The organism is Qipengyuania sp. SM2512, from assembly GCF_054954005.1.
Window position 1 is genome coordinate 969336 of sequence record NZ_CM143134.1, and the last position, 25601, is coordinate 994936.

At 66.7% G+C, this 25601-nt stretch carries 24 protein-coding genes; 15 read left to right on the forward strand and 9 right to left on the reverse strand.

Going from position 1 to position 25601, the window contains the following annotated elements; translation table 11 throughout:
• Nucleotides 1–9: 9 nt before the first annotated feature.
• The 5 genes from pabB to ACQ5J0_RS05010 all read left to right on the forward strand — a co-directional run bounded on the left by pabB (nt 10) and on the right by ACQ5J0_RS05010 (nt 3934).
• Nucleotides 10–1821, forward strand: a complete 1812-nt coding sequence (gene pabB / locus ACQ5J0_RS04990; RefSeq protein WP_462569427.1) for an aminodeoxychorismate synthase component I — start codon at nt 10–12, stop codon at nt 1819–1821.
• Entirely contained in the window at nt 1818–2474 is a 657-nt protein-coding gene (locus tag ACQ5J0_RS04995; protein ID WP_462569428.1) for an RluA family pseudouridine synthase, read from the forward strand. Before pabB ends, ACQ5J0_RS04995 begins: the two co-directional genes overlap by 4 nt.
• The gene (gene arfB, locus ACQ5J0_RS05000) at nt 2467–2883 is read left to right on the forward strand and encodes an alternative ribosome rescue aminoacyl-tRNA hydrolase ArfB (protein ID WP_462569429.1); all 417 of its coding nucleotides are present in this window, start codon (nt 2467–2469) and stop codon (nt 2881–2883) included. Before ACQ5J0_RS04995 ends, arfB begins: the two co-directional genes overlap by 8 nt.
• Nucleotides 2884–3028: 145 nt before the next feature.
• Entirely contained in the window at nt 3029–3196 is a 168-nt protein-coding gene (gene rpmG, locus ACQ5J0_RS05005) for a 50S ribosomal protein L33 (protein ID WP_067613842.1), read from the forward strand.
• Between the two features lie 75 nt (nt 3197–3271).
• A complete protein-coding gene (locus ACQ5J0_RS05010; protein ID WP_462569430.1) occupies nt 3272–3934 on the forward strand; it encodes a LolA family protein in 663 nt (220 codons plus the stop codon).
• A gap of 238 nt (nt 3935–4172) precedes the next feature.
• Here ACQ5J0_RS05010 and ACQ5J0_RS05015 read toward each other — a convergent pair whose 3' ends face one another.
• Nucleotides 4173–5603 (reverse strand): alkaline phosphatase, encoded by a 1431-nt coding sequence (locus tag ACQ5J0_RS05015; RefSeq protein ID WP_462569431.1) that lies wholly within the window; start codon nt 5601–5603, stop codon nt 4173–4175.
• 102 nt (nt 5604–5705) lie between these two features.
• Between ACQ5J0_RS05015 and xth the strand changes: the two genes are divergently transcribed.
• Nucleotides 5706–6503: an exodeoxyribonuclease III gene (xth, locus tag ACQ5J0_RS05020; protein ID WP_462569432.1), complete on the forward strand. Its 798-nt coding sequence runs from the start codon at nt 5706–5708 to the stop codon at nt 6501–6503.
• Nucleotides 6504–6568: 65 nt separating this feature from the next.
• A complete protein-coding gene (gene ribA / locus ACQ5J0_RS05025) occupies nt 6569–7567 on the forward strand; it encodes a GTP cyclohydrolase II (RefSeq protein ID WP_462569433.1) in 999 nt (332 codons plus the stop codon).
• A 6-nt stretch (nt 7568–7573) separates the two neighbouring features.
• Here ribA and ACQ5J0_RS05030 read toward each other — a convergent pair whose 3' ends face one another.
• Together ACQ5J0_RS05030 and recQ are read right to left on the reverse strand one after the other, a co-directional pair.
• A complete protein-coding gene (locus ACQ5J0_RS05030; protein WP_462569434.1) occupies nt 7574–8557 on the reverse strand; it encodes a right-handed parallel beta-helix repeat-containing protein in 984 nt (327 codons plus the stop codon).
• 53 nt (nt 8558–8610) lie between these two features.
• Nucleotides 8611–10392, reverse strand: a complete 1782-nt coding sequence (recQ, locus tag ACQ5J0_RS05035) for a DNA helicase RecQ (RefSeq protein ID WP_462569436.1) — start codon at nt 10390–10392, stop codon at nt 8611–8613.
• A 156-nt stretch (nt 10393–10548) separates the two neighbouring features.
• Between recQ and ACQ5J0_RS05040 the strand changes: the two genes are divergently transcribed.
• The 6 genes from ACQ5J0_RS05040 to phhA all read left to right on the forward strand — a co-directional run bounded on the left by ACQ5J0_RS05040 (nt 10549) and on the right by phhA (nt 15758).
• Nucleotides 10549–10866 carry a hypothetical protein gene (locus ACQ5J0_RS05040; protein WP_462569437.1) on the forward strand — a complete coding sequence of 106 codons (318 nt, stop codon included), beginning with the start codon at nt 10549–10551 and terminating at the stop codon, nt 10864–10866.
• A 4-nt stretch (nt 10867–10870) separates the two neighbouring features.
• A complete protein-coding gene (locus ACQ5J0_RS05045) occupies nt 10871–11116 on the forward strand; it encodes a hypothetical protein (protein ID WP_462569438.1) in 246 nt (81 codons plus the stop codon).
• Nucleotides 11113–12297: an acyl-CoA dehydrogenase family protein gene (locus tag ACQ5J0_RS05050; RefSeq protein ID WP_462569439.1), complete on the forward strand. Its 1185-nt coding sequence runs from the start codon at nt 11113–11115 to the stop codon at nt 12295–12297. The genes ACQ5J0_RS05045 and ACQ5J0_RS05050 overlap by 4 nt, the downstream gene beginning before the upstream one ends.
• A 2-nt stretch (nt 12298–12299) precedes the next feature.
• Nucleotides 12300–13535: a CoA transferase gene (locus tag ACQ5J0_RS05055; protein WP_462569440.1), complete on the forward strand. Its 1236-nt coding sequence runs from the start codon at nt 12300–12302 to the stop codon at nt 13533–13535.
• Nucleotides 13536–13546: 11 nt separating this feature from the next.
• On the forward strand, nt 13547–14770 hold the full coding sequence (locus ACQ5J0_RS05060) for an acetyl-CoA C-acetyltransferase (RefSeq protein ID WP_462569441.1): 1224 nt from the start codon (nt 13547–13549) through the stop codon (nt 14768–14770).
• 97 nt (nt 14771–14867) lie between these two features.
• A complete protein-coding gene (gene phhA / locus ACQ5J0_RS05065) occupies nt 14868–15758 on the forward strand; it encodes a phenylalanine 4-monooxygenase (RefSeq protein ID WP_462570060.1) in 891 nt (296 codons plus the stop codon).
• 66 nt (nt 15759–15824) lie between these two features.
• On the opposite strand, the gene ACQ5J0_RS05070 is transcribed toward phhA, so the two are convergent.
• The 4 genes from ACQ5J0_RS05070 to ACQ5J0_RS05085 all read right to left on the reverse strand — a co-directional run bounded on the left by ACQ5J0_RS05070 (nt 15825) and on the right by ACQ5J0_RS05085 (nt 21171).
• Complete coding sequence (locus tag ACQ5J0_RS05070) at nt 15825–16085, reverse strand: hypothetical protein (protein WP_462569442.1); 261 nt, start codon at nt 16083–16085, stop codon at nt 15825–15827.
• A 154-nt stretch (nt 16086–16239) separates the two neighbouring features.
• Entirely contained in the window at nt 16240–17046 is an 807-nt protein-coding gene (locus tag ACQ5J0_RS05075) for an undecaprenyl-diphosphate phosphatase (RefSeq protein ID WP_462569443.1), read from the reverse strand.
• Nucleotides 17047–17149: 103 nt separating this feature from the next.
• Nucleotides 17150–19306: a M13 family metallopeptidase gene (locus tag ACQ5J0_RS05080; protein WP_462569444.1), complete on the reverse strand. Its 2157-nt coding sequence runs from the start codon at nt 19304–19306 to the stop codon at nt 17150–17152.
• Between the two features lie 137 nt (nt 19307–19443).
• On the reverse strand, nt 19444–21171 hold the full coding sequence (locus tag ACQ5J0_RS05085; RefSeq protein ID WP_462570061.1) for an ABC transporter transmembrane domain-containing protein: 1728 nt from the start codon (nt 21169–21171) through the stop codon (nt 19444–19446).
• A gap of 302 nt (nt 21172–21473) precedes the next feature.
• On the opposite strand from ACQ5J0_RS05085, the gene ACQ5J0_RS05090 reads away from it, so the two are divergent.
• Entirely contained in the window at nt 21474–22712 is a 1239-nt protein-coding gene (locus ACQ5J0_RS05090; protein WP_462569445.1) for a polyhydroxyalkanoate depolymerase, read from the forward strand.
• Between the two features lie 109 nt (nt 22713–22821).
• Nucleotides 22822–23679 (forward strand): hypothetical protein, encoded by an 858-nt coding sequence (locus ACQ5J0_RS05095; protein ID WP_462569446.1) that lies wholly within the window; start codon nt 22822–22824, stop codon nt 23677–23679.
• 134 nt (nt 23680–23813) lie between these two features.
• Here the strand turns inward: ACQ5J0_RS05095 and ACQ5J0_RS05100 are convergent, their stop codons facing one another.
• Both ACQ5J0_RS05100 and ACQ5J0_RS05105 read right to left on the reverse strand, forming a co-directional pair.
• Complete coding sequence (locus ACQ5J0_RS05100) at nt 23814–24995, reverse strand: acetyl-CoA C-acyltransferase (RefSeq protein ID WP_462569448.1); 1182 nt, start codon at nt 24993–24995, stop codon at nt 23814–23816.
• A 104-nt stretch (nt 24996–25099) separates the two neighbouring features.
• Nucleotides 25100–25549, reverse strand: a complete 450-nt coding sequence (locus ACQ5J0_RS05105) for a MaoC family dehydratase (RefSeq protein ID WP_462569449.1) — start codon at nt 25547–25549, stop codon at nt 25100–25102.
• Nucleotides 25550–25601: the final 52 nt, after the last annotated feature.

Genomic DNA, 25601 nt, shown 5'->3' on the forward strand with positions numbered 1-25601 from the left:
AGGCGGACGATGAGTGAGCGCACGCCCATGGTCCTGCTCGACGACGCGCGCGGCGAGGGCGCGGCGGCCGCGCTGGCGTTCGCCGATCCGCTCGCGACCTTCGTCGCCCGCCGTCCGGACGAGGTCGCCCAAGTTCTCGCCGCCGCCGATGCGGCGCGGCGCGAACACGGCAAGCCGCTGGCGGGCTATATCGCCTACGAAGCCGGCCTCGCGCTCGAACCGCGGCTTGCGCGGCTCGCCGATGCGCGCTCGGGCGCGATGGGGCCGCTGGTCTGGCTCGGCCTGTTCGACGAACCCGAGCGGATTGCCGCCGCCGACATGCCCGCCTGGCTGGCCGAGCGCGCGCCCGGGACCGCCAGCCTCGGCCCGCTCGATCCGCAGGTTTCGCAGGGCGCCTATGACGCAGCCTTCACGCGCTTGCAGGAAGCGATCCGCGCGGGCGATATCTATCAGGCCAATCTCACCCTGCCGCTGGCGGGGGGCTTCACCGGCGATCCGCTGGCGCTCTACGCCGCGCTGCGCCCCGCGGCGCAGGCGGGCTATGGCGGGCTGGTGTTCGACGGCCATCACTGGCTGCTCAGCCTCTCGCCCGAACTGTTCGTGTCGCTCAAGGACGGCGAGGCCCGCGCCAAGCCGATGAAGGGCACCCGCCCGCGCGGGGCGAGCGAGGCGGAGGACCGGGCGCTGGCCGGCGAGCTGGCCGACTCGGTCAAGGACAAGGCCGAGAACCTGATGATCGTCGATCTGCTGCGCAACGATCTCAGCCGCGTCGCGCTACCCGGCAGCGTGTCGGTGGACGCGCCCTTCGCGATCGAGAGCTATCCGACGGTGCACCAAATGGTCAGCACCGTGCGGGCAAAACTCGCCGAAGGGCACGGCGTTCAGGACCTGCTGCGCGCGCTGTTCCCCTGCGGGTCGATCACCGGCGCGCCCAAGATCCGCGCGATGGAGCTGATCGACGCGGTCGAACGCGATGCGCGCGGCCCCTATTGCGGCGCGATCGGGCGGATCGACGCCCAGGGCGATGCCGCCTTCAACGTCGCGATCCGCACGCTGCGGCTGACCGAGATCGAGAACGCGCGCGGCAAGGCCGTACTCGGCGTGGGCGGCGCGATCGTCGCCGACAGCGACGCAAGCGTCGAATGGCGCGAGGCGCAGCTCAAGGCCGGGTTCGCGCGGGCGAGCGCGCCCGATCTGGTCGCACCCGGCTTCGACCTGATCGAGACCATGCGGTTCGAGCCCGACAGCGGGATCGCGCTGCTCGAGCTGCATCTCGCGCGCGCCAAGGACAGCGCGCAGCAATTGGGTTTCGCCTTCGATCGCCACGAGGCGCGCAACCACATCCAGGCGCTGTGCTTCGATCTCGCCGCGCCGCACGCCATACGCTTGCGGATCGCGCGCGGCGGGGCAATCGCGCTCGAGGCGCGGCATCCGCCCGCGCCGCAGGAGGCACCGATCGACTGCATCCTGCTGCCGCTCCCGGTCGATCCGGGCGACTGGCGGCTGCGCCACAAGACCAGCGACCGCGGCTTCTACGACGCCGCGCGCGAGGCAGCCGCGCTGGAGGGCGCGGGCGAGGCGCTGTTCCTGCGCGGCAACGGCCTGGTGACCGAAGGATCCATCGGCACGGTCTTCGTCGAGCGCGGCGGCATGCTGCTTACCCCGCCCGCCGCGCTCGGGCTGCTGCCCGGCGTGCTGCGGCAATCGCTGCTCGAGGCGGGCAAGGCGCGCGAAGCCGACCTCACACTCGACGATCTCGAACACGGCTTCCTGCTCGGCAATGCGCTGCGCGGACTGCAACCGGCAAGGCTCCTGACATGACTCCCACTATCCTGTTCGAAGACGGCGAAGCGCTGGTGATCGACAAGCCCGGCGGGCTGCCGGTCGAGCGCCCGCGCCGGGGCGGGCTGGCGCTCGAGGACCATTTCGAGGCGCTCAAGCTGGGCTTCCAGCGGCCTCCGACCCCGGTCCACCGGCTCGATTCCGACACCAGCGGCTGCCTGCTGCTGGCGCGCAATCCCAAGTCGCTCAAGGTCTTCTCGCGCGCCTTCGAGGAGCGGCTGGTCGAGAAGCGCTATCTCGGCATTCTTGCGGGCGTGCCCGAGGAAACCGAGGGCGTGATCGAACTCGCGCTTTCCAAGATCAGCAGCGAGGAAAAAGGCTGGCGGATGATCCCGGCGAAACAGGGCAAGCAGGCGATCACTCACTGGCGGCTGCTGGACGCGCAGGACGGGCACGCGCTGGTCGAGTTCCGTCCGGAGACCGGGCGCACCCATCAGATCCGCGTCCACGCGGCCTCGGGGCTCGGCATCCCGCTGCTCGGCGACCCGGTCTATGGCGCGAAGGATGGCCGGGCACGGACCATGCTCCACGCCGCCGCACTCACCGTTCCGCGCCCCGGCGAAAAACCCGCCGTTGCCGCCACCGCGCCGCTGCCCGCCGATTTCGCCGCGCTCGGCTTTACAGATGGGTAGGGTTGTCGATCGCGCGCTGGAGATCGCCGAGGAGAAGTTCATCGCCTCCTCGGGGCCCGGCGGGCAGAACGTCAACAAGGTGGCGACCGCGGTGCAATTGCGCGTCGACGTGTTCCAGATCGGCCTGCCGCCCGAAGCCTTCGAGCGGCTGAAGGTGCTCGCCGGGAGCCGGCTGACGCAGGATGGCGAAATCCTGCTTACCGCCAATGAGCACCGCACGCAGGAGCGCAATCGCGAGGCGGCGCGCGTAAGGCTGGCCGCGCTGCTGGACGAAGCGCTCACCCCGCCCAAGAAACGCCGCAAGTCGCGGCTCAACCGGATCGGCAAGACCCAGCGCCTCAAGACCAAGAAGGAACGCGGCGCGGTCAAGGCCAAGCGCGGTGCGGTGCGCAAGGGCACCGACTGGTGATCGCTTGACTTTCGGAGGCGATTCGCGCAATGGCCCCGGCTTGACGGGCGGCGCGATGCGTCGCCCCCTGTTTTTCAAACCGACCTTTTTTCAAACCCATGTTTTCGGGGCTCCCGCCCCTCTCGACACAGATTAGGACCGCGTCATGGCGAAGCCCGCAACCGTCAAGATCAAGCTCGTCTCGACCGCCGATACGGGTTTCTTCTATGTGACCCGCAAGAATCCGCGGAACACGACCGAAAAGATGTCCTTCCGCAAATACGATCCCGTCGTGCGCAAGCATGTCGAGTTCAAGGAAGCCAAGATCAAGTAAGCCTGCGACTTGCTGAACGGCGGGAACGCACCGGGTTCAGTGACGGTTCAATGCTCCGCCTTCAATAACCGGAGCATGAAAACCATGTCCTCGCTTTTCGCCTTTCCGATTCGCGCCGTTTCGGCGCTGGCGCTTGCCGCGGCCTTGCCGCTGGCGGCGGTCGTCGCCCCCGTCCCGGCCGAGGCCGCCGCGGGCGATCTCGACAAGGCGGTCGCCGCTTTGCGCGGCATCTCCACGCTCAAGGCCGATTTCACCCAGACCGACCGGCAGGGCCGCACCATCGGCGGCGAGCTGACGCTCAAGCGTCCGGGCAAGATCCGGTTCGAATACGACAAGAGCGCGCAGATGCTGGTCGTTTCCAACGGCAGCTCGCTCTATCTGGTCGATTACGAAGTCGATCAAGTCCAGCGCTGGCCGATCGCCAATTCGCCGCTCGGCGCGCTGCTTGATCCCAACCGCGATGTGAAGCGGTTCGGCAAGCTGGTGCCCACCGATCATCCCGATGTGGTGAGCGTCGAGGTGCGCGATCCCAAGCGGCCCGAATTCGGCGTCATCACGCTGATCTTCAACCGCGATGCGGCATCGCCCGGCGGGTTGCGGCTGACGCATTGGGTGGCGCTCGATTCGCAGAACCACCGCACCGTCGTCCGGCTGCGCAACCACCGCTACGGCGTGTCGGTCGCAGACAGCGCATTCCGCTTTTCCGACCCGCGCAAATCGTCCCGTCGCCCGGGCTGAACGGTTCGGAGCCGGGTTGCGCGCTGGGTGCGACCAACTGCGACCAACCGTTCATTTTCGGTCAATGCGGTCGGCGCTATTTCTAATCACAGAGAGCGGTTGAAGACGGGTTTCCCCCCTGTTGCCCAACCTTCGATAGGCCGCTCTCGACTAGCGTGACGAACGCACAAAGGAACCCTCGCGCCAATGCCCCCCGGCGCGGGGGTTTTCCTTTGCCTGCCGCAGGTCCGCCTCGCTCTCAGTCCGCCCAGCCATAGGCGGCGCGGATGATGCGATAGATCAGATTCTGCTCGATCACCCCGCGCACCCGCTGCGCCCCGGGACCCTGCGCATAGAGCGCGACATCCTCGCCGGCGTGGGTTTCGGAGCCCAGCGGGATCGTGGCTTGCTGCCTCGCCCCGAGATGGGTTTCCGGCACCGAGCGATCGCCCGCCACCGCGCCGGGCCCATTGGCATAGCCGAGCGTGGTATAGGGCTTGCCGTCCGCCGCCAGCGTCGGCTCGCCGCCGGGCTCGTCGGTGGGGCTCGGCGGCACCACATGGCCCAGGATCGGATTGCCGCGCTGCGGATAGCCGGCGATGGTGAAGACGTGGCTGTGGTCGGCGGTGACGAGGATCATCGTCTCCTCCGGATCGGTGTTGTCGATCGCATATTGGATCGCGCGTGCGAACTCGACCGTCTCTTCCAGCGCGTAACCCGCCTGGCCGGCGTGATGGGCATGATCGATCCGCCCGCCCTCGACCATCAGGTAATAGCCTTGGGGATCGCTACCGAGCCGCGCGATCGCCGCCGCGGTGAGATCGGTCAAAGTCGGCTCCGCCGTCTCGGCCGGACGATCGACCATATAGGTCATGTGGCTGCCCGAAAACAGCCCGAGGACCGGGCGGTCGGCGGGTGCCGCGGCGAGCGACGCGGCATCCTCGACATAGGTTCCGCCGGTGCGCGCGGCCCAGTCCGCCGGGAGGTTCGCACTGGACACTCCGCGGCGACCGCCCTTGGCATCGCCGAAGAAGCTCGAGCGGCCACCACCCAGCGCGACGTCGAAATCGGCCTCGACCAGCTGGAGCGCGATGTCGCGGCAGCCGAAGCCGCGCTGGTCCTCGGGGATACCCATGTCGTCCTCCCAGTCGCGGTCCGTGCTGCGGGCATAGACCGAGGCGGGGGTTGCGTGGGTCAGCCGGGTGGTGGTCACGATCCCGAGCGCGAGGCCGCGCTCCTTCACTTCCTCACCCAAGAGCGGGAGGTGGTGCTGCTCGCCGGCGCGGCAATCGCCATTGTTCGCCTCCGGACCGATGCCGAGCATTCCGATCCGCGTCTTTTGGCCCGAATGCATCGCGGTCGCGGTTCCGGCGCTGTCGGGGACCTGGGCGTTGGTGTTGTAGGTCTTCACCAGCGCGACATTGTCGAAGTTCTCGAACGGCAGCACATGCTCCTCGCCCTGCTTGCCCAGCTTCTGCCCGGCGTAGATCCGTGCCGCGGTGATGGTCGAGATACCCATGCCGTCGCCGACGAACAGGATCACGTTCTTGGCCTGCTCGGGCTCGGCGGCCGCCGCGACGGGGACGGCGCTTGCCATGCCATTGCCGCCCTCGCTCGCGGTGGTGCTGCAGGCACCGAGCGCCAGCGCAAGCGCGCCGGTGGTCATGCCGAGGGTCCGGGTGAAGCGCATCGCAATTCTCCTGTGGGTGTTCGCCATGCCCCCTACGTGAAGCAGCGATGCGACGAAACGGTGAAACTTGCCGCGCCCGCTGGCTGAGCCTAAGCGACCGCCATGGTCTCGATCGTCACATGGAACATCAATTCGGTCCGCCTGCGGATGCCGATCGTCGAACGCTTTCTGAAGGAGCACGCGCCCGACATATTGTGTCTGCAGGAAATCAAATGCCAGGAACACCAGTTCCCCTACGACGCCTTCCGCGCGCTGGGTTACGAGCATTTCGCGGTCCACGGGCAGAAGGGCTATCACGGGGTTGCGACCGTGGGGAAAATTCCTTTCCGCGACTTCTCGCGGCACGACTGGCAGGACAATGGCGAGGCGCGCCATGTCGGCGTCGAGCTGACCGATCCGGCGCATCAGGGGATGGTGGTCGAGAACGTCTATGTCCCCGCGGGCGGCGATATCCCCGACCGGGAGCAGAACCTGAAATTCGGCCAGAAGCTCGATTTTCTCGAGCGCATGACGCGCTGGGCCGATGCGGTCGACCGGCCCACGCTGATCGTCGGCGATTTCAACATCGCGCCGCTCGAAAGCGATGTCTGGAACCACAAGCAATTGCTCAAGGTCGTCAGCCACACTCCGCTCGAGGTCGACACGCTGCAGCGCTTCAGGGATGCGCATGGCTGGGCCGACATCGGCCGCCAGCACATCGCCGCACCCGAACGCTACTACAGCTGGTGGAGCTACCGCGCGAAGGACTGGCAGGCCAATGATCGCGGGCGCCGGCTCGACCATATGTGGGCCAGCCCCGAGCTAGCGAAACAGGCGGTGGCGCATTCGGTCCACGAGGACGCGCGCGGCTGGGAAAAACCGTCGGACCATGTCCCGCTGATGACGGAGTTCGCTCTCTGAGCACGGCTCCTTCCCCGGCGCGCCGCGCCGCGCAGGCGGTCGATGCGCTGCGCCATGGCTGGCCGGTGCGAATCGGGCAGGCACCGCTGCTCCAGCCGGTCGAAACCGGTTACGGCGAGGATTTGCGCGGCACGACGATGCTGATCTCGGCCAGCCGCGCCGCCACGCTCAAGCTCGCCAACCAGCTCGAAGCCGCGGTGCCAGGCGATCCGGTGCTGCTGCGCGGCGCCGAGCCGTTCGACCTCTCGGCTGCGCTGGCGGTGGGCGACCCCGCGCTCGATCTCGCCAACCCGATGAAAGGTCCGTTCAAGGCGCTGGCGCTCGACTGGGAAGACAACGCCCGTGCCGCGCTCGAGCTGGCGCGGATTGCGGGTATCCTGCCGGCGTTCCTTGTCGAACCCGAGGGTGCAGGCGAGCCGGTCAGTATCGCAATCGCAGACTTGGCGGCGTTCAGCGATCCCTCGCGGCTGCGGATCGTCACGCGGGCGAACCTGCCGGTGGCGGCGAGCGAGGATGCGCAGATCATCGCCTTCCGCAACGCCGCCGACATGCGCGAGCATGTCGCGCTGGTGATCGGCCGCCGCGACGGCGACCGCGTGCCGCTGGTCCGGCTGCATTCCGAATGCCTCACCGGCGATGTCCTCGCCAGCCGCAAATGCGATTGCGGGCCGCAGCTCGGCGGCGCGCTGGCGGCGATGGCCGACGAAGCGGCGCAGGGCGGCTGGGGAGTGCTGCTCTACATGCGGCAGGAAGGCCGCGGGATCGGGCTGATCAACAAGCTGCGCGCCTACCGGCTGCAGGACCAGGGTTTCGACACCGTCGATGCCAATACCAGGCTGGGGCTCCCGGACGAAGCGCGCGACTTCCCGACCGCGGTGCGGATGCTCGAACTGCTCGGGATCGACAGCGTGCGGCTGCTGACCAACAACCCGGCCAAGGTCGCCGCGCTCGAAGCGCATCGCATCACGGTGACCGAACGCGTGCCCCACGCGCTGCCCGACAATCCGCACAACGCGCATTATCTTGCGACCAAGCGCGACCGCGCCGGACACCTACTCCCCTAGCCGCAGCTAGCGGCGCTCGAATTCCCGCAGGCCCGTGCCCAAGGTGTTGTTCTGTATCTGCAGCCGGTCGCCGGTCCAGTCGGCCACGAAAGCGGTGTTGCGGCGCAGGTCCGGAACCAGCCGCGCATCATTTCCGGCGATCGTCAGACCGTCTGACGAAAACTCCGCGCCCTCCGCACCGACGGCGATGAAGGCGGAGTAGTTCTCCTTGTCGCGGCCCTGCACGAACCAATTGCCCGCGATGTTTCCGGTGCCGCCATTGGGCAGGTCGATCATGTAATTGGTCCCGCGCCCCCCGGCATCGTCGAAGCTGGTATCCTCGACCACGGTGCGCGCCGCGCGCGATTTGAGGTAGTGCCCGCCGGTGCCCTGCTCGAACCGGCTGCGGGTGACCGCGGTCTCGGCGATCGCGCCGGTGTAGATCGAATGCGCACAGCCGCCGTCGCCTTCGCAGGTGCCCAGCCGGGTGAAGGTGGATTTGTCGATCCGCAGACGGATGTCGTCGCCGGCATGGGTCAGGATGCCCTGCTCGCTGTCGCGGAACCAGCTTTGCGTCACTGCCAGTTCGCCGCGCTGCAGCCGGATACCCGCGCCATTGCGGTCGGGCACCGAAATATCGGCGAAGACCAGACCGATCACCGTGGCTTCCTCCCCATCGAGCACCAGCGCCGCCTTACCTTCACAGGCCTGCCCCGCAAGCGTGGCGGTCCCGAACTCGCGCGCACGGTAGGTGATCCGGCCCGCTTCCTGCACTGCACACTGGTTGTAAGTGCCCGGCGCGAACAGGATCGTCCCGCTGCCCCCGCCGATCGCGTCGACCGCGTCCTGCAACTGGGCATAGCCTTCGCCGCTCTCGGCAATGGTGAACGGCGCGGCGCCGGGCTGAGCCAGCAGGGCCGCCACGGGAATCGCCGCAATTGCGAGCGCGGCCAGCACACCCACCGCCCAAAGCGAGGGACGCGAGCAGGAAGAGGCGCTGCGCAAGGTCATGACGTGAACCTATCCACTAATGGTTACCTGGTCGATAACGCACTTGCGGTAAGTTAGTTCTCGCCCAGCACCCTTAAAAACCGCTCGCCATAGGCTTCCAGCTTCTTGGCCCCGACCCCGGGAATGCGCGAGAGCGCCGAGAGGCTGCCCGGGCGCGCCTCTGCCATCGCGCGCAGGGTTGCGTCGTGGAACACCACATAGGGCGGCACCTGCGCCTCCTCGGCCAGCTCCTTGCGCAGCGCCCGTAGCGCCTCGAACAGCGGATCGCCGACCGGATTGGGTGTGGCATCGCCGCGCCGTCCCCGGGTGCGCTTGGGGGGGACCACGATCGCCACCGGCTGTTCACCCTTGAGGATCGCGGTGGCATCGCCCCCCAGCGCCAGCCCGCCGTGCTCGGTCGACACCAGCGCGCCGCGCGCCTGCAGCGCCCGCGACAGCGGCTGCAGCAGCGGAGCCTCGTCCGATCCGACGATCCCGAACACCGAGAGCGAATCATGCCCGCGCTGGCGCACCCGCTCGTCCGCCGCGCCGGTCAGCACCTTTTGCAAATGGCCGAAACCGAAGCTCTGCCCGGTGCGATAGGCGGCGCTGAGCAGCTTGCGCGCCAGTTCGGTGACATCGGTGACGCCCGGCGGCGAGAGGCAATTGTCGCAATTGCCGCATTGCGCGGGCGGGTCCTCGCCGAAATGGCGCAGCAACAGCGCGCGCCGGCATCCCGGCGTCTCGACCAGCGCCGCGAGCGAATCGAGCCGGGCGCGCTCGGCACTGCGGCGATCCTGCGGCACTTCCTCCAGCCGCGCCCTCGCGGTGGCGAAATCGCCCGCACCCCACAGCATCGTCGCGAGCGCGGGATCGCCGTCGCGCCCGGCGCGGCCGGTTTCCTGGTAATAGCCCTCGATCGATTTGGGGATGCCGACATGCGCGACGAAGCGGACATCGGGCTTGTCGATCCCCATCCCGAACGCGACCGTGGCGACGATCACCATATCCTCGCTGGCGACGAAGGCGGCCTGGTTGGCGGCGCGGCGCTCGGGTTCGAGCCCGGCGTGGTAGGGCCGCACCGGCCGCCCGGTCGCCGCCGCCAGCTTGTCCGCGAGTTCCTCGGTCTTGCGCCGCGTGGGGACGTAGACGATCCCCGGCCCCGGGTGATCGGCCATGACCTGCGTCAACTGCCGCACCGGATTGTCGCGGTGGCCGATCGTGTAGCGGATATTGGGCCGATCGAAGCCCGCCAGCACCAGCCCGTCGGCGGGAATGCCGAGCTGGGCCAGGACATCGCCGCGGGTCTGGCGGTCGGCGGTGGCGGTGAGCGCAAGCCGCGGAACTTGCGGGAAGGCATCCATCAGCGGGCGCAGCTGGCGGTAGTCGGGGCGGAAGTCGTGCCCCCACTCGCTGACGCAATGCGCCTCGTCGATGGCGAACAGCGCGAGCGGCGCGGCCTGGAGCATATCGCGGAACTGCGGCTGGCTTGCGCGCTCGGGCGCGACATAGAGCAGATCTAGCTCTCCGGCGCGGAAAGCGTCGATGGTTTCGCGCCAGTCGGCATCGGCGCTGGTCAGCGTGGCGGCGCGGATCCCATTGGCGCGCGCCGAGCGCAATTGGTCGTGCATCAGCGCGATCAGCGGGCTGATGACGAGGCAGGTGCCTTCCAGCATCACCGCGGGCAATTGGTAAGTCAGCGATTTGCCCGCACCCGTCGGCATCACGGCCAGCGTGCTCTGCCCCGCCAGCACCCGCTCGACCACCTCGCCCTGGCGGCCGCGGAACTGGTCGAAACCGAAAGTCTCGCGCAATTGGCCGCGCGCGGCGACGAGGGGGTGGGCTGTGGTCTGCATCGGCAGGCCTGTGCCAGAGGCGGGGGTCATTGGGAAAGGCCTCTGGACGCAACAGCGCGAAAGATTTTCCCCTTGGCCCCGCCCCCCCGGACCGCTTAACACCGCCCCGCAGCCATGGCGCGGCATTCCGCCGCGCCGATCGACTGGAGACATGCCATGAAGACCCGCCCCCTGAACACTCGTCTCGCCCTCATCGGCGCCGCCGCGCTTGCCACGCTGACTCTCGCCGCCTGCGGCGACACCGAGGACGCCTCGATGGAAGCCGAAGCCGACACGGTTGAAATGCCGGCCAACGAAGCGCTCGAAGGCCTCGACGAAACGCCGGTCATGGATCCGCAGGCCAATTCGGTCGAAAGCGCGCCGGTGACCACAACCGCGCCCGCCGCCGTCGCCGAAGAGCAGGAAATCGAAGAAGCGAGCGAGAACGCTGCGGCCAACGCCGCCGCTGCCGCCGATGCGATGATCGAAGAATAAGCACATGCGCGCGTCTCTCCTACTCCCCGCGCTGGCGCTGTTGCCCGCGCTGACAGCCTGCGGCCCCGCGGACAATGATCCGGGACCGGGCGGGGTGACCGTGGGCGAGGCGCGCGCACTCGACGACGCCGCCGCAATGATCGACGAGCGCCGGACCCCGGCCGAGGTGCTCGCCCAGGAGCGCGAGAGCGGGACCGAACCCGCCGCAGAGCCGGCACAAGCGCCTGAATCTGAGAGGGAAACCGAATGACCATGAACCCCGGAATGGATCCGGAGATTTTCGAACAGTTCCACGACCAGCTCGAGCGCTATGTCCGCGAACGGCTCATCCCCGCCGAGCGCGAGATGATCGAGAACGACCGCATCCCCGACGACATTCTCGCCGAGATGAAGGACATGGGGCTGTTCGGGCTCTCGATCCCCGAGGATCATGGCGGTGCAGGCCTCAACACCGCGCAATATGCGCGCACGGTCAAGACGATGAGCTACGCCGCTCCCGCCTATCGCTCGATCTTCTCGATCAATATCGGGATGTTCAATTCCGCGCTCAAGAACGGCGGGACCAAGGCGCAGCAGGAAGAATGGTGGCCGCAGCTCGCCGAGGGCAAGATCGCCTGCTTCGGGCTGACCGAGCCGGGCTCGGGCAGCGACAGCGCCGCGATGCAGACCACCGCCCGGCCCGACCCCGATGGCAATGGCTGGATTCTCAACGGCTCCAAGCGCTACATCACCAACGCCCCGCATGCCGATGTCGCGCTGATCATGGCGCGCACCGAGAGGGACGCGCTGCCCAAGAACGCGCATGTCAGCGCCTTCATCGTGCCGATGGACACACCCGGAATGTCGGTCGGCAGCCCCGACAAGAAGATGGGCCAGGCGGGCAGCCACATCGCCGATATCATGATGGACGACGTCCATGTCCCGGGCGACGCGCTGCTCGGCGGCGAAACCGGCCAGGGCTTCCGCTTCGCCATGATGAGCCTCGACAACGGGCGCATCTCGGTCGGCGCGGCCTCGACCGGCTACGCCCGGCGCGCGCTCGATTCGGCGCTCAAATACGCCACCGAGCGCAAGGCCTTCGGCGAACCGATCGCCAATTTCCAGCTGATCCAGCAGATGCTCGCCGAGAGCGAGACGGAGATCTACGCTGCCGAATGCATGATGAGCGATGTCACAGCGCGCGCCGACCGCGGCGAGAACGTCATCCGCAAGGCCGCCGCCTTCAAGGTCTTCGCCAGCGAGATGTGCGGCCGCGTGGTCGACCGGGTGGTGCAGATCTACGGCGGCGCCGGCTATCTCGCCGAATACGATGCCGAGCGCTTCTTCCGCGATGCGCGGATCTACCGGATCTACGAGGGCACCACGCAGATCCTCCAGCTGCAGATCGCCAAGCACATGCTGCGTGACTTCGCCGCCGGGATCGAGCGCTAGGCGTGTACAGGCTCCTCGAGGGACTCTCCATCGTCGAAGCCTCGAGCTTCGTCGCCTCGCCCACCGCCGGGCTCTATTGCGCCCAGATGGGCGCGGAGGTGATCCGCGTCGACCACAAGGCGGGCGGGCTCGATTACGACCGCTACATGCTGACGAAGGAAGGCCGCTCGCTCAGCTGGGAGAACCTCAACCGGGCGAAGAAATCGGTCGCGCTGGACCTGCGCAGCGAGGAAGGCCGCGAATTGCTGGTGGCGCTGGCGGCCTCGACCGGCAACCTCATCACCAACCTGCCCGAGAAGAGCTTCCTCAGCCACGCGGCGATGAGCGAGGGAAGGCCCGCAGGCGCGCCCGAGCTGGTCAGCGTGCGGATCATGGGCTGGCACGACGGGCGCCAGGCGATGGATTTCACCGTCAACGCGGCGAGCGGCTACCCGCTGATGTGCGGACCCGACGACTGGGACCAGGCCAGTGCCCCGCCGGTCAACCAGGTGCTGCCCGCCTGGGATTTCATCACCGGGGCCTATTGCGCCTTCGCGCTGCTCGCCGCGCTGCGTCACCGCGATGCGACCGGACAGGGCAGCGAGCTGCGCGTGCCCCTGGGCGATGTCGCGATCGGGACATTGGCCAATTCGGGGGCGATGGCGGAAATGCTCTATCGCGGCGGCGACCGCGAACGGCTCGGCAACGCCATCTGGGGCGCTTTCGGGCGCGATTTCCGCAGCCGCGACGGGGTGCGCTTCATGGTCGCGGCGCTGACCGCCAAGCAATGGGACGGGCTGGTCCGCGCCTTTGCTATCGAGTCCGCTATTGCCGAACTCGAACAGCGGCTCGGGGTCCGCTTCGCCGATGGCGACCGCCCGCGCTTCGAGCACCGCCAGACGCTGTTCGACCTGTTCCAGTCGGTCGCCGACACCCTCGACTACACCGATCTGGAAGCCCGGATGGCGAAGGAAGGCACCACCTTCGAACGCTACCGCACCGCCTACGAGGCGGCGAACGACCCGGTGCTGGTGGCGGACAATCCGCTGTTTGCCGAGACCAGCGCCAACCCCAGCGGCTTCGCCTATCCCGCCCCGCGCAGCTTCGCCAACCTGCCCGGCCAGGATGCGGGCGAACCCGCACCCGCGCCGTTCCTTGGCGAACACACCGAACAGGTGCTGGCAGAGCGGCTCGGCCTCTCCTCGGGCGCAATCGGCGATCTGGTCGACCGCGACATCGCCCGCCTGTCCGACAAATAGAAGGTATTCCCATGAGAAGAGTCGCCATCTGCAAGCCTCTGCGCACCCCGGTGGGCAAGTTCCTCGGCACGCTCGCCCCGCTCGAGGCGGGCGCCTTGGGTGCGGTGATCATCAAGGCGCTGGTCGAGCGCAGCGGGATTGATCCCGCGCGCGTCGACGATGTCGTCTTCAGCCAGGGCTATGGCAGCGGCGAGGCGCCCGCGATCGGGCGCTGGAGCTGGCTCGCCGCGGGGATGCCGATCGAGGTGCCCGGCTTCCAGCTCGACCGGCGCTGCGGCTCGGGCCTGCAGGCGGTCGCGACCGCGGCGATGATGGTCCAGACCGGGGTCGCCGACTGCGTGCTCGCGGGCGGGGTCGAGAGCATGTCGAATGTCGAACACTACACCACAAAGGCGCGGCATGGTGCTCGAATGGGCGATATGGAGCTGTGGGACCGGCTGACCCGCGGGCGGCTGATGAGCCAGCCGATCGAGCGCTTCGGGGTGATCACCGGAATGATCGAAACTGCGGAGAACCTCGCGAAGGATTACGACATTACGCGCGAAGCGGCGGACGAATTCGCGGTCCGCTCGCATCGCAACGCTGCCGCTGCCTGGGAGGCAGGCCGGTTCGACGAGAACCTGGTCCCGGTCGAAATCCCGCAGCGCCGCGGCGATCCGCTGGTCTTCGCGCAGGACGAGGGATTCCGCGCCGATGCGGATATGGAAACGCTCGGCGCGCTGCGCGCCATCGACGGCAAGCGCGACCCCGCGGCGATCGTCACCGCGGGCAACGCCAGCCAGCAGAATGATGCCGCCGCCGCCTGTCTGGTGGTGGCCGAGGACAAGATCGAGGAACTCGGGCTCGAACCGATCCTGTGGTTCCACAGTTGGAGCGCGGCGGGCTGCGATCCGAGCCGGATGGGGATCGGCCCGGTCCCCGCGGTCGAGCGGCTGTTCGCGCGCACCGGGATGGGCTGGGACGATATCGGGCTGGTCGAGCTCAACGAAGCCTTCGCGCCGCAGGTGCTCGCGGTGCTCAAGGGCTGGGGCTGGAGCGAGGAGGATTCGCGCCGCGACATCCTCAACGTCAACGGGTCGGGCATCTCGCTCGGCCATCCGATCGGCGCGACCGGACTGCGCATCCTCGCCGACATGGCGCATGAGATGCAGCGCCGCGAGGTCCGCTACGGCCTCGAGACCATGTGCATCGGCGGCGGGCAGGGGATGGCCGCGCTGTTCGAACGCGCCGTCTGATTTGGCCGCCTGATTTGTAACCCGCCCCGGCAAGCGCTAGATAGGCCGCATGGCCACACAAGCGATCACCGAACAGGATTTCAGCCGCCTCCCGGAAATGCCGGAGGAGGTCTTCACCGCGCCTTTGCGGCGGCCCGACCATCTGGGCGAAGACTGGCTCGAGCCCAAACAGACCGAATATGATTCCCAGGACGACGCGATCTGGGACGATCTCTTCGCGCGGCAGATGGAGGTTCTCCCCGGCCGCGCCGCGAGCGCCTTCCTCGCGGGGCTCGAGAAGCTCGATCTGGGCAAGGGCGGGGTCCCCGATTTCGCCGCGATGAGCGCGGATCTGGGCAAGCTCACCGGCTGGAGCGTGGTGCCGGTGCCGATGCTGATCCCCGATCACGTCTTCTTCTGGCATCTCGCCAACCGGCGTTTCCCGGCTGGCAATTTCATCCGCACCCGCGAGACCTTCGACTACATCCAGGAGCCCGACGTCTTCCACGACGTCTTCGGCCATGTGCCGATGCTCACCGATCCCACCTTCGCCGACTACATGCAGGAATACGGCAAGGCCGGGTGGAAGGCGATGCGCTACAACCGGCTGAAGGCGCTCGGCGCGCTCTATTGGTACACGGTGGAGTTCGGGCTGATCCAGGAGGCGGACGGGATCAAGGCTTATGGCGCAGGGATCCTCTCTGGTCCCACCGAGGTGGTCTATGCGGCGGAGGCCAAGAGCCCCAACCGCATTATGCTCAACGTCGACCGGGTGATGCGCACCGATTACGTGATCAGCGACCTGCAGCCGACCTATTTCGTGATCGAGAGCTTCGAGGATCTCTACCGCCAAACGGTGGAGCGCGATTTCGACCGGCTCTATCGCAATCTGCCGCCTGCCTTCACCTATGCCAATTCGGCGGTGATCGACGTCGACAATGTGCTCAACCGCGGCACGCAGGAATATCTGCTGCGCGGCGGGCGCGGGAGCGGCGCCGCACCGGTCTGACGGGCAAGAAAAAACCGGCTCCGAAGCGATCCGGAGCCGGTTTTCCTAACCTGGATTAAACCAGGATTATTCGACTTCGCCGGCCTGATCGTCGATCACGTCAGCCTGCTCTTCGACCGCGTCTGCTTCCTGGTCGAGAGCTTCTTCTTCCATTTCCATGCCCTGCTCAGCGGCAAGGTCGGCTTCTTCTTCGATCACGTCGGCCTGAGCGTCGACAACGTCGGCTTCAGCTTCCATCTGGTCTTCGGCGGCGCTGTCGCAAGCGGCGAGGCCGAGGCTGAGGGCGGCGACCGAAACGACCATCGAGGTCTTGAAAATGCTCTTCATGATAATTCCCCTTGAATTTGAGCGGTCCGCAACACGGATTGGGCTCGTGCGCCTCCCTGCGACAAGTGACGCCGCGTTGCAAGCACCATCGCCATGATTCCGCCACGATTGCGACGAAGCGTTGCGAGGAATGCGGCGCTTGCGCCAGTTTTCTTCAGGCCATCAGCCAGAAGATGAAGGCGCTGCCGATCACGATCCGGTACCAGGCAAACGGCGAAAACCCGTGCTTGCTGACGAAGGCGACGAAGGCGCGGATGATCACCAGCGCCACCAGGAAGGCGGCGGTGAAGCCCAGCGCGATCTCGGTCCAGCCGATCGTCGCCTCGCCCGCCATCAGGGCGGGGTCGTCGAGAATCTTGACGGTCGCCGCACCGAGCATGGTGGGGACCGCGAGGAAGAAGGAGAATTCGGCCGCGGTCTTTCGTCCGACGCCCATCGCCAGGGCGCCGAGGATCGACGAGGCCGACCGGCTGGTGCCGGGGATCATCGCCAGGCACTGCACCAGCCCGATGGTCAGCGCGGTCCTGGCCGAAAGCGCCGCCACGCCCTTGTCCTCGCGCTCGGGGATGATCCGTTCCAGCACCAGGATCAGCACCCCGCCGACCACCAGCGCCACCGCGACCACCAGCGGCGCGCCCAGCATCACCTCGATCGCGTCCTTGGCGAGCAGACCGATGCAGGCCGCGGGCAGAAAGCCCAGCAATATGTTGCGGGTGAAGAGTAGGGATTCGGTGTCCCTGCGCAGCACGCCGGTCCCCATCGACCAGAACAGCTTGCGGTAGCTCACCACCACCGCGAGGATCGCGCCGAGCTGGATCACGATGTTGAACTGCTGCCACTGGTCGGGATCGTAGCCGAACCACGCCTGCGCGAGGATCAGGTGACCGGTCGAGCTGACCGGGAGGAATTCGGTCAGCCCTTCGAGGATGCCGAGCAGGATGGCGGTAAGCGTGTTGTCCATGGCTGTGGCGCCATGAAGAAAGGGGGTGCCAAGTCAAGCGACCGGCACCCCCTTTTTTGCTTTGCGGTTCGCTTACCGCGCGATCAGGTCGTCGCCTGCTGTCCTACCAGATGGAGATGCGTTCCTCGGGCGGGAGATAAAGCTCGTCCTCGGGAGTCACGCCGAAAGCTGCGTACCAGGCGTCCATGTTGCGCACCACGCCGTTGACGCGGAATTCCTCCGGGCTGTGCGAGTCGGTGCGCAGACGCTGGCGGGCGGCATCCTCGCGCTGCTGCGAACGCCACACCTGCGCCCAGGCGAGGAAGAAGCGCTGATCGCCGGTCAGCCCGTCGATCACCTTGTCCTCCTGTCCGTTCAGATGCAGCTTGTAAGCGCGGTAGGCGAGGCTGAGCCCGCCCAGATCGCCGATGTTCTCGCCCAGCGTCAGCCGTCCGTTGACGCAGGTTTCACCGTCGTCGAGCGGACAGAAGGCGTTGTACTGCTCGACCAGCGCGGTGCCGCGTTCGTCGAAGGCGGCACGATCGGCATCGGTCCACCAATTGCGCAGCATGCCGGTGCCATCCGACTTCGAGCCCTGATCGTCGAACCCGTGACCGATCTCGTGCCCGATCACCCCGCCGATCCCGCCGTAATTGACCGCCGGATCGGCGGTGATGCCGAAGAACGGCTGCTGCAGGATGCCCGCCGGGAACACGATCTCGTTCTTGGTCGGGTTGTAATAGGCGTTCACCGTCTGCGGCAGCATGCCCCATTCGGTACGGTCGATCGGCCCGCCGAGCTTGGACAGCATATCGTTCCACTGCCATTGCGCAGCCGCCATCCGGTTGGCGATCGGGTCGGCGGCGTCGATCGCCAGCGCGTCGTAGGTCTCCAGCTCGTCGCGATAGCCGATCTTGGGATCGAAAGCGTCGAGCTTTGCGATCGCCTCGCGCTTGGTTTCCGGGCTCATCCATTCGATGTCGTCGATGCTCTGAGCCACAGCCTTGCGCAGATTGGCGACCAGATCGACCATCGCGGCCTTGTTCTCCGCCGGGAAGTAGCGCTCGACATAGGACGCGCCGACCAGTTCGCCCAGCAGGCCTTCGGTCTCGTCGATCGAACGCTTCCAGCGCGGGCGCTGTTCGGGTGTGCCGTTGAGCGTGGTGCCGTAGAAGGCGAAGTTCGCCTCGTCGATCGTGCCGGGCAGCACCGCGGCGTTGGCATTGAGGAAGCCCTTGGCGGTCCAGGCCTGCAGCACCGCCATCGGCGTTTCCTGCACCAGCTTCATCATGGCGGGTGTGCCGCCGCCAATCTTGGCGACGACCTCGGGCGTCAGGCCCAGTTCCGCCACGCGCTCGGCGCTGGGCGGCAGGTCGGACACGATGAAACGGTCTGTGTCGGCGAAGCCGGAAGTCGTCAGCATCGCGTCGAGCGGGAAGTCTCCCGCCATCCCTTTCAGTTCGGCACCGGTCAGCGCGTTATAGGTCAGGTCGCGGTTGCGGCGCGTGGCGCGGTCCCAGGCGACGGTGCGGGCCGCTGCATCTTCGAAAGCGTAGACTTGCTGAGCCATCCCGGCGGCGTCCGAATACCCGGCTTCGCCCAGCAGGAACGTCAGATAGTCACGGTATTTGGCCTGGATGTCGCGGCCTTTTTCGGTCTCGTCGAGGTAATAGTCGCGGTCCGGCAGTCCGAGCCCGCCCGAGCCGAGATAGACCGAGTAGCGCGTGGGTTCCTTTGCATCGACGCTGACGTAGCCGCCCAGCGGGCTGGAGTAGCCGGGCTTCGACCACAAGGTGACGAGGTCTGCGAGCGTGTCCGCACCCCGGATTTCGTCGAGATAGGGCTGCGCCGGCGCCAGGCCCGCGGCTTCGATCGCCGCAGTGTCGAGATAGCCATTGTAAGCCGAGACAATGCGCTTTTCGTCCGGGGTCAGGCTGGCGGGGTCCCTGGCGACCAGCTCGTCGATCAGCGTTTTGACGTCGGAAGTCGATTTCTCGCGCAGCAGGTTGAACGCGCCGAAGCGGCTGAACTCGGGCGGCAGCGGATTGGCTTCGAGCCATGTCTGATTGGCAAAACCGAAAAAGTCGTCGCCCGGATCGATGTCATCGGAGAGGTATTCGGGATCGAAGCCCCAGGTGCCGAAGCTCATGGTCGGGGTGGCGGGTTCGGCGGCGGCCGCGGCGGTGGCGGCCTCGTCCTGGGTTTGGGTCTGCGCGAACGCCGGTGCAGCGATGGCGAGCGCGATGGCGCTGGCGCCACCGGCGAGAAGGGTACGGATCATGTGTTAGTCTCCCGAAAATGCGACCGTCCGCGCGCATGCAGCGCGCCGGACTGTGGCGGAGAGCCTAACCCAGCGCCTCCCGAACGCCAAATCCGTTGGTCGGACGGGCTCGGCCTTCCGTCGAACGTCGAGTAAGATCAGACGCTTTCGAGCCCGAACTGGAGCGTCGCCAACCGCGCATAGAGCCCGCCGCCCGCCGAAAGCTGGGCATGGGTGCCCTGTTCGACGATGCGGCCGGCTTCCATCACCACGATCCGGTCGGCGGCGCGGATGGTGGCGAGCCGGTGCGCGATCACCAGCGTGGTCCGGTCGCGCATGAGCTGGTCGAGCGCATCCTGCACCAGCCGCTCGCTCTCGGCGTCGAGCGCGCTGGTGGCCTCGTCGAGCAGCAGGATCGGCGCGTCGCGCAGCACCGCGCGGGCGATGGCGAGCCGCTGCTGCTGCCCGCCGGAGAGCCGGGTGCCGTTTTCGCCCAGATAGGTGTCGAGCCCGTCGGGCAGATCCTCGAGGAATTGCGCCGCATTCGCCGCCCGCGCCGCTTCCCACACCTGCTCGTCGGTAGCACCCCAGGCGCCGTAGCGGATGTTGTCGCGCGCATTGGCGCTGAACAACACGCCGTCCTGCGGGACCATGGCGATCCGCTCGCGCACCGCATGCGGGTCGGCGCTGGTCAGCGGCACGCCATCGAGGCGGATCGTCCCCGCCTGGGGGTCGTAGAACCGCTCTGCGAGCTGGAAAATGGTCGATTTGCCCGCTCCCGAAGGGCCCACGATAGCAACCGTCTCGCCCGGCTCGACCTCGAGCGTGAAATCGGCGAGCGCGGCGATTTCGGGCCGGGTCGGATAGCGGAAGGTGACGTTGCGGAACGAGAGGCTGCCGCGCGGCGGCACCGGCAGGGCCTGCGCGCGCTCGGGCGCGGCCACGGTCGGGCGCTCGTCCTTCAGTTCCGCGATCCGGCTGGCGGCCCCCGCGCCGCGCAGCAGATCGCCATAGACCTCGATGAGCGAGCCGAAGGCGCCCGCGACCAGCCCGGCGGTCAGCACGAAGGCGGCGATGGTCCCGCCGGTGATCGTCCCCTCGGCCACCGCGGCGGCACCGCGCCAGATCAGGATGGTGATCCCGCCGAAGACGAACAGGATGATGATCGAGGTCATTGCCGCGCGGATCAGGATGCGGCGGCGGGCCACGGTGAAGGTCTGCTCCACTGCATCGCCGAACCGCCCGCTCTCGCGCTCCTGCTGGTTGAAGCCCTGGACGATCTTCATCGCCGAAAGCACTTCGGTGACCATCGCGCCGATATCCGCCACCCGGTCCTGGCTGGTGCGGCTGACCGTGCGCAGCCGCCGCCCGAAATAGGTGAGCGGCAGCATGATGACCGGGATGATCAGGATCAGGCCCAGCGTCAGCCCGGGGACCAGATAGAACATGTAGATCGTCCCGCCGATCGCCATGAGCAAATTGCGCAAGGCCACAGAGACGGTGGTGCCCACCACCTGCTCGATCAGCGTGGTGTCGCTGGTCAGCCGGCTGGAGATTTCCTTGGGCGAATTCTCCTCGTAGAAATCGGGCGCCAGCCGCATCAGATTGCGGTGGGTGCTCAGACGGATATCCGCGACCACGCGTTCGCCCAGCCAGCTGACGAAATAGAACCGCATCGCCGTGCCCAGCGCGAGCACGAGGACGATCAGCAACAGATAGCGGAACCAGCGCCCGATCGCGTCCGGGTCGGCACCCGCGGCAAAACCCTGGTCGATGATCAGCTTGAACCCGGCGGGTATCGCCAGCGTCGCCGCAGCGGTGATAAGCAGCGCCAGCGCCGCCAGTGCGAGATAGCCGGGGTAGGCCAGCGCCGCGCGCCAGACCATGAACAGCGGCCTGATCGAGCGCGCCTTGGCTGGTTCGCCTTCGCGGCCGGCGCGCTGGAAATCTTCGCGCGGAACGCTTTCGTTCATCTGAGCACCGTCCATGAGGGTCACCTAGGCTCCCGCGCCGCCGAAATCCATACACTCCCGGCGTTTCTTCGCCGGTCTCAGATGGGGCGCCCGGGGAGCGTCCACAACGGCGCGCTCGGGCGGATGCGGGCGATTGTGCATTGCACAATGAATGCCAAAGCGCCACCTTGCCACCATGTCTGGACGCCCGGACGAGGCGTTTGCAGGGGAAACCAATGCTTTACCACGCTTATGAATTGCAGCGCAGCTGGCTCTCGAGCGCCAGCGCCTGGGCCGCGATCGGCTCGGAGATGATGACCAATCCGGCCAATCCGGCGAATTACACCGGCCCGTTCGGCTATCTCGGGATGGGGTCGATGGCGGCCTCGGCGCTCGAAGTGTTCTCCCACGCCTCGGCGCCGCGCGGCAAGCCCGCCTGGGGGATCGAAACTGTTGCGGTCAGCGGCGAGGACCATCCGGTGGTCGAAGCGACGGTGCTCAACAAGCCGTTCGGCGATCTCAAGCGCTTCCGCCGCGCGAGCCTGCCCGAGGATGCGCCGCGGCTGCTGATCGTCGCGCCGATGAGCGGGCACTACGCCACGCTGCTGCGCGGCACGGTCGAGCGGATGATCGAGAATTACGACGTCTATGTCACCGACTGGGCCGACGCCAAGACCGTGCCCCTGAGCGACGGGCATTTCGATCTCGACGACTATATCGACTATGTGATCGAATTCCTCGAGCATATCGGCGCGAACGCGCATGTGATGGCGGTCTGCCAGCCCTCGGTCCCGGTGTTCGCCGCGACCGCGATCATGAACCGCGACGACCACCCCTGCACGCCTGCGACGCTGACGATGATGGGCGGCCCAATCGACACCCGCTGCTCGCCCACCTCGGTCAACGACATGGCGATGGATCGCCCGATCGAATGGTTCCGCCAGACGGTGATCGCCACCGTGCCGATGCAGCATCGCGGCGCGGGGCGGCGGGTCTATCCCGGCTTCCTCCAGCTCGCGAGCTTCATGAGCATGAATCTCGGCAGCCATCTCACCAGCCATTACGAGATGTTCAAGCACATCAACGCCGGCAACGACGAGGGCGCGCAGGCGACCAAGGATTTCTACGAGGAATACCGCTCGGTCTGCGACATGACCGCGGAATTCTACCTCCAGACGGTGGACGAGGTGTTCCAGACCCACTCGATCCCCAACGGCACCTTCACCCACCGCGACCGGCTGGTCGATCTGGGCGAGATCACCAAGACCGCGCTCTTGGCGATCGAGGGCGAGCGCGACGATATCTCGGGGCTGGGCCAGACCCGCGCCGCGCTGGAGCTGACTCCCAATCTCGACGTCGCGAAGAAGCGCTATTTCATGGCCGAGGGCGCGGGCCATTACGGCATCTTCAACGGCAGCCGCTGGCGCGACAAGATCGCCCCGGTGGTCGAGGAATTCATCGCCGCGCACGGGTGACGGAACCGGATGGGACTGGGGAGAGCTTCCGACCCACTTGCGGATTCTGGTAAATGCTCGACAATCAACCGATCTGGACATTCAGACGAGAAGCAATAGCCTGCCGACAGTGAAACTAATCCTGGCCATTTTCCTCGTGATCTCGCTCTCGGCTGAGGCTCACGCCCAAAATCCCCGAGAGATGGCGGGTGATCGGCACCGCATCACTGTAACCCACGAATTGGAGACCAAGGGGGACGGCTCATCTTCTAACAGTCGCGGCGGGCACGAATATGTCGAACAGATCGTCAATGTTCGGCCAGATGGAACGGAGCGAGTGTACGATCTGCCGTTAGGACCTTCCGACGATCAGCGACTGATCAATTGGCACTTCCCAGTCCGGATTTTCCAAGCATACGATGGCAGCATGCAGCTATTGAACCGTGAGGAAATGGAGGGTCGCCGAGAGGCCTGGCTCAAAGCCGCGGATATCTCGCCAGAGGCGTGTGGCAGCTGGTATTTTACTTGGGCCGCCTTTCAAGTTGAGTGCGACCCTGAGTCGGTGCTCGCCACCATTGAAGCGTTTGATATTCAACCTGGCTCTTTAGCGGATGGCGAGCTTTTTCATCATCCTGCGGCGCTCGAACCTGCGCGACTTGCATTGCAAAACTCAGTCGGTGACGGCGCGACTTACAGGGTGAAGCTGACCGTCTCTCCCGACTCCGTTCACCGAGAAGACGCAAGGAGCGACGTGGTTTTGGGCGAGATTTTGCAGGAGCCAATTTCGTTCGAGGAAGCTTACGTTGAACGGAAGAGTGAAGAGATCGCGGGCGTAATCGAAGTCTTCTTAGAGGCCGATCCATACGGACAGGTTTGGAGACGTACTACATCGACCGAGATGGCGAGAGTGGGCGCCGATGGGCGGGTCGAACGCCAAAGTTCGAAGGAAGTGGTCATGCGAGAAGCGCTCTTGCGCGCCACGCCATAGTGCACCGGGTCGAAGCAATTTAGCAGCGTCGCCCCACGTTCAGTTCTCACAAAAAACCCGTCGGCGGTGGAGCATGAAAAAAGGGCGGCGCGGGTCTCCCCGGCCGCCCCTTTCGCATCACGTTCGATCGAGGATCAGAAGATCTCGAACAGGCCCGCCGCGCCCATGCCGCCGCCGACGCACATGGTGACGACGCCGTATTTCGCGCCGCGGCGTTTGCCCTCGATCAGCGTGTGGCCGACGCAGCGAGCGCCGGTCATGCCGTAGGGGTGGCCGATCGAGATCGAGCCGCCGCTGACGTTGAGCTTGTCGTTGTCGATGCCCAGCTTGTCGCGGCAGTAGATCACCTGCACGGCGAAGGCTTCGTTGAGCTCCCAGATGCCGATATCGTCGACCTTGAGGTCGAAGCGCTTGAGCAGCTTGGGGATGGCGAAGATCGGACCGATGCCCATCTCGTCGGGTTCGGTGCCCGCGACCGCCATGCCGATATAGCGGCCGAGCGGCTGGAGGCCCCGCTGCTCGGCAAGCTTGGCTTCCATGATGACGCTGGCCGAGGAGCCGTCCGACAGCTGCGAGGCGTTGCCCGCGGTGATGCTGGTGCCCGGCCCCATGACCGGCTGGAGCGAGGCCAGACCCTCGAGCGTGGTCTGCGGGCGGTTGCCCTCGTCCTTGGCGATGGTGATGTCCTGATCGGAAACCTCGCCGCTCTCCTTGTCCTTGACCTTGTGGGTCGTGCTGACGGAGACGATCTCGGCGTCGAAGCGGCCCGCTTCCTGCGCCGCGGCGGTGCGCTGCTGCGACTGGAGCGCGTATTCGTCCTGCGCTTCGCGGGAGATGCCGTAGCGCTGCGCGACGGTCTCGGCGGTCTGCAGCATCGGCATGTAGATCGCACCGTGCATCGCGATCAGTTCGGGATCGGGCATGACCCGCATGTCCTTGGTCTGCACCAGGCTGACCGATTCCTGCCCGCCGGCGGCGACCACATCCATGCGGTCGAGCGTGACCTGCTTGGAGGCGGTGGCGATGGCCATCAGGCCCGAGGAACACTGGCGATCGACGGTCATGCCGCTGGTGCCGATCGGGCAGCCGGCGCGCAGCGCGACCTGACGCGCGAGATTGCCCGCCTGCGTCCCCTGCTGGAGCGCGGCGCCCCAGACGACATCGTCGATCATGTCCGGCTCGACGCCGGCGCGCTCGATCGCGGGCTTGAGCGAATAGGAGCCGAGCGTCGGGCCGGAGGTGTCGTTGAAGCCGCCCTTGTAGGCGCGGCCGATGGCGGTGCGGGCGGTGGATACGATGACTGCGTCGCGGGACATGATTATCTTCCTCAAAGTGTGATCCCCCGCGGAGGCGCGGGGGTCTCGGTTGGCCTGGCTCTGGATCGCCTGAGGTCCCCGCCTTCGCGGGGACTCGCGCTATTTTACACGAAGAACTGCATGATCCATTCGGTGATCAGCGCGGGCTTGTCCTCGCCCTCGATCTCGATCGTGATCTCGCTGGTCTGCTGCCACTGGCCGGGGCGCTTTTCGGTCAGATCGACCAGCTTCCAGTGACCCCGAATGCGCTTGCCCGATTTGACCGGGCTGATGAAGCGCGTCTTGTTGCCCCCGTAATTGACGCCCATTTTCACGCCGTCGACCTTGGGCAGGTCGGAATTGGCGGACAGATAGGGGATCATCGAGAGCGTCAGGAAGCCGTGGGCGATGGTGCCGCCGAACGGCGTCATCTTGGCCTTTTCCTCGTCGATATGGATGAACTGGTGGTCGCCGGTCGCCTCGGCGAACTGGTTGATGCGCTCCTGACTCATCTCCGCCCATTCGCTGGTGCCCAGATGTTCGCCGGCCTTGGTCGCCATGTCCTGCGGGGTCATATGCCTCTCCTGTGAAATTGCATGCCTTGCGCGCAGCCAATGGCCGCACTCT

Excerpts from the sequence above, each read along its gene's own strand:
- pabB (WP_462569427.1), top strand. The coding sequence starts at position 10 with ATGAGTGAGCGCACGCCCATGGTCCTGCTCGACGACGCGCGCGGCGAG.
- ACQ5J0_RS04995 (WP_462569428.1), top strand. The coding sequence starts at position 1,818 with ATGACTCCCACTATCCTGTTCGAAGACGGCGAAGCGCTGGTGATCGAC.
- arfB (WP_462569429.1), top strand. The coding sequence starts at position 2,467 with ATGGGTAGGGTTGTCGATCGCGCGCTGGAGATCGCCGAGGAGAAGTTC.
- rpmG (WP_067613842.1), top strand. The coding sequence starts at position 3,029 with ATGGCGAAGCCCGCAACCGTCAAGATCAAGCTCGTCTCGACCGCCGAT.
- ACQ5J0_RS05010 (WP_462569430.1), top strand. The coding sequence starts at position 3,272 with ATGAAAACCATGTCCTCGCTTTTCGCCTTTCCGATTCGCGCCGTTTCG.
- ACQ5J0_RS05015 (WP_462569431.1), bottom strand. The coding sequence starts at position 5,603 with ATGCGCTTCACCCGGACCCTCGGCATGACCACCGGCGCGCTTGCGCTG.
- xth (WP_462569432.1), top strand. The coding sequence starts at position 5,706 with ATGGTCTCGATCGTCACATGGAACATCAATTCGGTCCGCCTGCGGATG.
- ACQ5J0_RS05030 (WP_462569434.1), bottom strand. The coding sequence starts at position 8,557 with ATGACCTTGCGCAGCGCCTCTTCCTGCTCGCGTCCCTCGCTTTGGGCG.
- recQ (WP_462569436.1), bottom strand. The coding sequence starts at position 10,392 with ATGCAGACCACAGCCCACCCCCTCGTCGCCGCGCGCGGCCAATTGCGC.
- ACQ5J0_RS05040 (WP_462569437.1), top strand. The coding sequence starts at position 10,549 with ATGAAGACCCGCCCCCTGAACACTCGTCTCGCCCTCATCGGCGCCGCC.
- ACQ5J0_RS05045 (WP_462569438.1), top strand. The coding sequence starts at position 10,871 with ATGCGCGCGTCTCTCCTACTCCCCGCGCTGGCGCTGTTGCCCGCGCTG.
- ACQ5J0_RS05050 (WP_462569439.1), top strand. The coding sequence starts at position 11,113 with ATGACCATGAACCCCGGAATGGATCCGGAGATTTTCGAACAGTTCCAC.
- ACQ5J0_RS05060 (WP_462569441.1), top strand. The coding sequence starts at position 13,547 with ATGAGAAGAGTCGCCATCTGCAAGCCTCTGCGCACCCCGGTGGGCAAG.
- phhA (WP_462570060.1), top strand. The coding sequence starts at position 14,868 with ATGCCGGAGGAGGTCTTCACCGCGCCTTTGCGGCGGCCCGACCATCTG.
- ACQ5J0_RS05070 (WP_462569442.1), bottom strand. The coding sequence starts at position 16,085 with ATGAAGAGCATTTTCAAGACCTCGATGGTCGTTTCGGTCGCCGCCCTC.
- ACQ5J0_RS05075 (WP_462569443.1), bottom strand. The coding sequence starts at position 17,046 with ATGGACAACACGCTTACCGCCATCCTGCTCGGCATCCTCGAAGGGCTG.
- ACQ5J0_RS05080 (WP_462569444.1), bottom strand. The coding sequence starts at position 19,306 with ATGATCCGTACCCTTCTCGCCGGTGGCGCCAGCGCCATCGCGCTCGCC.
- ACQ5J0_RS05085 (WP_462570061.1), bottom strand. The coding sequence starts at position 21,171 with ATGGTCTGGCGCGCGGCGCTGGCCTACCCCGGCTATCTCGCACTGGCG.
- ACQ5J0_RS05090 (WP_462569445.1), top strand. The coding sequence starts at position 21,474 with ATGCTTTACCACGCTTATGAATTGCAGCGCAGCTGGCTCTCGAGCGCC.
- ACQ5J0_RS05100 (WP_462569448.1), bottom strand. The coding sequence starts at position 24,995 with ATGTCCCGCGACGCAGTCATCGTATCCACCGCCCGCACCGCCATCGGC.
- ACQ5J0_RS05105 (WP_462569449.1), bottom strand. The coding sequence starts at position 25,549 with ATGACCCCGCAGGACATGGCGACCAAGGCCGGCGAACATCTGGGCACC.